This window comes from Bradyrhizobium sp. MI1.10 (assembly GCF_055811035.1).
Map to the genome: position 1 here is coordinate 226,909 of NZ_JBVVPN010000005.1, position 4,290 is coordinate 231,198.

At 65.7% G+C, this 4,290-nt stretch carries 4 protein-coding genes; all 4 read left to right on the top strand.

Annotated elements, in window-relative coordinates:
* Window positions 1–319 precede the first annotated feature (319 nt).
* The gene (oxlT, locus tag AC0L3K_RS08070) at window positions 320–1,642 is read left to right on the top strand and encodes an oxalate/formate MFS antiporter (RefSeq protein WP_007593337.1); all 1,323 of its coding nucleotides are present in this window, start codon (window positions 320–322) and stop codon (window positions 1,640–1,642) included.
* Window positions 1,643–1,817: 175 nt separating this feature from the next.
* The gene (locus AC0L3K_RS08075; RefSeq protein ID WP_007593342.1) at window positions 1,818–2,243 is read left to right on the top strand and encodes a CBS domain-containing protein; all 426 of its coding nucleotides are present in this window, start codon (window positions 1,818–1,820) and stop codon (window positions 2,241–2,243) included.
* A 104-nt stretch (window positions 2,244–2,347) separates the two neighbouring features.
* Window positions 2,348–3,367 (top strand): 2-dehydropantoate 2-reductase, encoded by a 1,020-nt coding sequence (locus AC0L3K_RS08080; RefSeq protein WP_007593343.1) that lies wholly within the window; start codon window positions 2,348–2,350, stop codon window positions 3,365–3,367.
* Window positions 3,367–4,152 (top strand): fumarylacetoacetate hydrolase family protein, encoded by a 786-nt coding sequence (locus AC0L3K_RS08085; protein WP_473365746.1) that lies wholly within the window; start codon window positions 3,367–3,369, stop codon window positions 4,150–4,152. Before AC0L3K_RS08080 ends, AC0L3K_RS08085 begins: the two co-directional genes overlap by 1 nt.
* Window positions 4,153–4,290 lie beyond the last annotated feature (138 nt).

Here is a 4,290-nt window from a genome sequence, read left to right on the forward strand (position 1 = left end):
GGGGGGGCCGCGCGGGGGGCCCCCCCCGGGCGCCCGGGGGGGGGGCGCCAACCCCCCGGCCGCCCCCCCCCCACCCGCCCCCCCCCCCCCCCCCCCCCGCCCGGGGGGGGGGGCGTCTTCGTTTTGCGCGAAGCTTGCGCGATCCCGCCGTGCTGCAAACGGAACTCGCATTTTGTCGCCGGCCCGCAAGATAAGGCTTGCAATCTGGGATATGGTATACCAAGCTCGCGATCGCGCTTGCGACGATAAGCCACAATATTGCGACATCAGGTCATCTTGTGACCGGTGCCGAACCAGACAGGCGCTCGGGAGGTTTTTGATGATTTCCAGCACCGATGGCGCTGTCACAGCCGCGCCTCTTCGCACAGGTTTCCGTTGGCTCCAGCTCGTCATGGGCATCGTGTGCATGGCGATGATCGCCAACCTGCAATATGGCTGGACGCTGTTCGTCGATCCGATCGATCACGCGCACCATTGGGGACGCGCCGCGATCCAGCTCGCTTTCACCATCTTCGTCGTCACCGAAACCTGGCTGGTGCCGATCGAGGCCTGGTTCGTCGACAAATACGGCCCGCGCATCGTCATCATGTTCGGCGGCGTCATGATCGCGCTGTCGTGGATTCTCAACTCCTATGCCGATAGCCTCACCTTGCTCTACGCGGCCGCGATCATCGGCGGCATGGGCGCGGGCGCGGTGTACGGCACCTGCGTCGGCAACGCGCTGAAATGGTTTCCCGATCGCCGGGGCCTTGCCGCCGGTGCGACTGCCGCCGGTTTCGGCGCGGGCGCTGCACTCACCGTCGTGCCGATCGCCGCCATGATCGCAACGAGCGGCTATCAGCACGCGTTCCTCACCTTCGGCATCGGCCAGGGCGTCATCGTCTTCGTGCTCGCCTTCTTCATCCAGCCGCCGCGGATTTCGATCCCGCCGAAGAAGAAGCAGCTCAATCTGCCGCAGACCAAGATCGACTTCACACCGCCCCAGGTGCTGCGCGCCCCTATTTTCTGGGTGATGTATCTCGTTTTCGTCATGGTCGCCTCCGGCGGCCTGATGACCGCGGCGCAGATCGCCCCGATCGCGCACGACTTCAAGATCGCCGACACGCCGGTCACGCTCGCCGGCTTCCAGATGGCGGCATTGACGTTCGCGATCTCGCTCGACCGCATCTTCGACGGTTTCGGACGGCCCTTCTTCGGCTTCGTCTCCGACACGATCGGCCGCGAGCACACCATGTTCATCGCCTTCGGCACCGCCGCGCTGATGCTGCTGACGCTGTCGGCCTATGGCCACGTGCCTGTCGTCTTCGTGCTCGCCACCGCGGTCTATTTCGGCGTGTTCGGCGAGATCTACTCGTTGTTCCCTGCCACGTGCGGCGACACCTTCGGCTCGAAGTTCGCGACCACCAATAACGGGATGCTCTACACGGCGAAGGGGACGGCGTCCCTGCTCGTTCCGCTCGCGAGCGTGATCTCGGCCACGTATGGCTGGAAGGCCGTGTTCGTGGTCGCGGTGGCGCTGAACGCGACGGCGGCGCTGATGGCGCTGTTCGTGATCAAGCCGATGCGCCGCTCCTTCATCCTCGGCAAGGAAGCCGAGAGCGCCAACGCCGCGACGGGGAACGCCAAGACCGAGACGGCATAACGAACACGCATCTTGCACGGGTGAGACAGGGGCGCAGCGATGCGCCCCTGTCTTGTTGGCTTACGGCAAACGTCAGCATTGCTGCCGCAAGATTTTTCGGATGAGCCAAATCGAGTGCTTGACGATTGGCATTATGTATACCACAATGCTTCATCATTCACCCAAGGAGGTTGCAATGCTGGTCGGAGATATTCTGCGCAAGAAGACACCGCGCGTTGTCACGGTGCGAATGAACGAAACCGTGGGTATCGCCGCCAAGCTGATGCGCGCCAACAATATCAGCGCACTGGTGGTGAAGGACGTGGTCCGCTCCGAGGGCAATACCGCGGTCGGCATGTTCACCGAGCGCGACGTCGTGCGCGCCGTCGCCGAGCACGGCGCCAATGCCGTCAACGTCAAGGTCTCGCAGCTCGTCTCGGTGCAGCAGCTCGTATCCTGCACGTCGAGCGACACGATCGAGCACGTCCGCCATCTCATGAACCGGAATCACATCCGGCACCTGCCCGTCATCGACGATTACAGCCTCGTCTCGGTCATCAGCATGCGTGACATCGCGTCCTTCATGGACGAAGCGATCAACGGCACGCCGCAAGCAGCTTAAAGCGCCTCACTTCCCCTGCGACTACCGGACCCGGCTCGGAGCCTTCCGAGCCGGACCGGATCTTTCGTCCCGAAATCCGGCTTCCGCTGCTTCGCGAGGATTCCATGAAGATCTGCATCTACGGCGCCGGAGCAATCGGCGGATACCTCGGCGTTCAGCTCGCGCGCGCGGGCGCCGACGTCAGCCTGGTCGCACGCGGCGCGCACCTTGCCGCGATGCGCGAGCGCGGCCTGACGCTGCTCGCGGGCGAGGAGCAGCACACCGTGCATCCGCGCTGCACCGACGATCCGGCCGAGCTCGGCGTGCAGGACTATATCATCATCACGCTGAAGGCGCACTCGATCACCGGCGTGATCGAGACGATGCAGCCGCTGCTCGGCCCCCACACCCGCATCGTCACCGCCGTCAACGGCATCCCCTATTGGTACTTCTACAAGCATGGCGGCCAATACGAGAATTCGACGCTGGAGAGCATCGACCCCGGCGGACGGCAGTGGCGCGAAATCGGCGCCGAGCGCGCCATCGGCTGCATCGTCTATCCCGCCACCGAGATCGAGGCGCCCGGCGTGATCCGTCACGTCTACGGCAACAACTTTCCGCTCGGCGAGCCCTCCGGCGAGACCACCCCGGACGTGCAACGCCTCGCCGATCTCTTCGTCGCAGCCGGGCTGAAAGCGCCGGTGCTCGACCGCATTCGCGACGAGATCTGGCTCAAGTTGTGGGGCAATGTCTGCTTCAACCCGATCAGCGCACTCACCCATGCAACACTCGACGTGATCTGCACCGATCCGGCCACTCGCGCGCTGTCGCGCGCGATCATGATGGAGACGCAAGGCATCGCCGAGACGTTCGGCGTCAAATTCCGCGTCGACGTCGAGCGCCGCATCGAAGGCGCCCGCAAGGTCGGCGCGCACAAGACCTCGATGCTCCAGGATCTCGAGCGCGGCCGCCCGATGGAGATCGACCCGCTCGTCACCGTCGTGCAGGAGATGGGCCGCCTCACCGGCGTCGCCACCCCCGCGCTCGATTCCGTGCTGGCGATGGTGACCCAGCGCGCCCGCATCGCCGGTCTCTACGACGGCATCTCGACGCCATCGGATCCGCGCGCACTGGCGGTGGCGTGATGGCTGGCGAGATCAAACATTGGCTCCGCTTCCGCAAGAGCGGTACGACCGGTTTCGGCACGCTGAATTCGTCAGGCATCAGCGTGCATGAGGGCGACATGTTCGGCCGCCATGCAGCCACCGGCAAGACGCTGGCGCTGTCGGAGGTCGAACTGCTCGCGCCCTGCGCGCCCAGCAAGATCGTCGCGCTCTGGAACAATTTTCACGCGCTCGCGGCCAAGCTCAACCAGCCCGAGCCGCCGGAGCCGCTCTACCTCCTGAAGGCCACCACCAGCATCACGACACCCGGCGCGGTGATCCGCCGTCCCTCTTATTACGACGGCAAGACCACCTATGAAGGCGAGCTCGGCATCGTCATCGGCAGGACCTGCGCGCGGGTGTCGCCGGCGGAAGCGGACGGCTTCATCTTCGGCTACACCTGCGTCAACGACATCACCGCCAACGACATCCTGACCAGCGATCCCACTTTCCCGCAATGGGCGCGGGCCAAGGGCATCGACGATTACGGCCCGTTCGGCCCCGTCATCGCCACCGGTCTCGATCCGGCCGGGCTGGTGGTCCGCACCATCCTCAACGGCGCGGAGCGGCAGAACTATCCGATATCGGACATGATCTTCACCGCGCAGGAGCTGGTCAGCAGGATCTCCCATGACATGACCCTGCGCCCCGGGGACCTCATTGCCGTCGGCACCTCGGTCGGCGTCGGCGTGATGAAAGAGCCGGTGAACATCGTGACCGTGGCGATCGACGGCATCGGCGAGCTGACCAACGAGTTTCGGCTTTAGGGCACTCTGTCATTCTGGGGCGGGGGGGGGGGGGGGGGGGGGGGGGGGGGGCGGCGGGGGGGGGGGGGGGGGTGGGGGTGGGGGGGGGGGGGGTGGGGGGGGGGGGGGGGTGGGGGGGGTGGGGGGGGTGGGGGGGGG

What these genes read in the sequence shown, in the direction of transcription:
- AC0L3K_RS08075 (WP_007593342.1), top strand. Translation starts at nt 1,818, where the DNA reads ATGCTGGTCGGAGATATTCTGCGCAAGAAGACACCGCGCGTTGTCACG.
- AC0L3K_RS08085 (WP_473365746.1), top strand. Translation starts at nt 3,367, where the DNA reads ATGGCTGGCGAGATCAAACATTGGCTCCGCTTCCGCAAGAGCGGTACG.
- AC0L3K_RS08080 (WP_007593343.1), top strand. Translation starts at nt 2,348, where the DNA reads ATGAAGATCTGCATCTACGGCGCCGGAGCAATCGGCGGATACCTCGGC.
- oxlT (WP_007593337.1), top strand. Translation starts at nt 320, where the DNA reads ATGATTTCCAGCACCGATGGCGCTGTCACAGCCGCGCCTCTTCGCACA.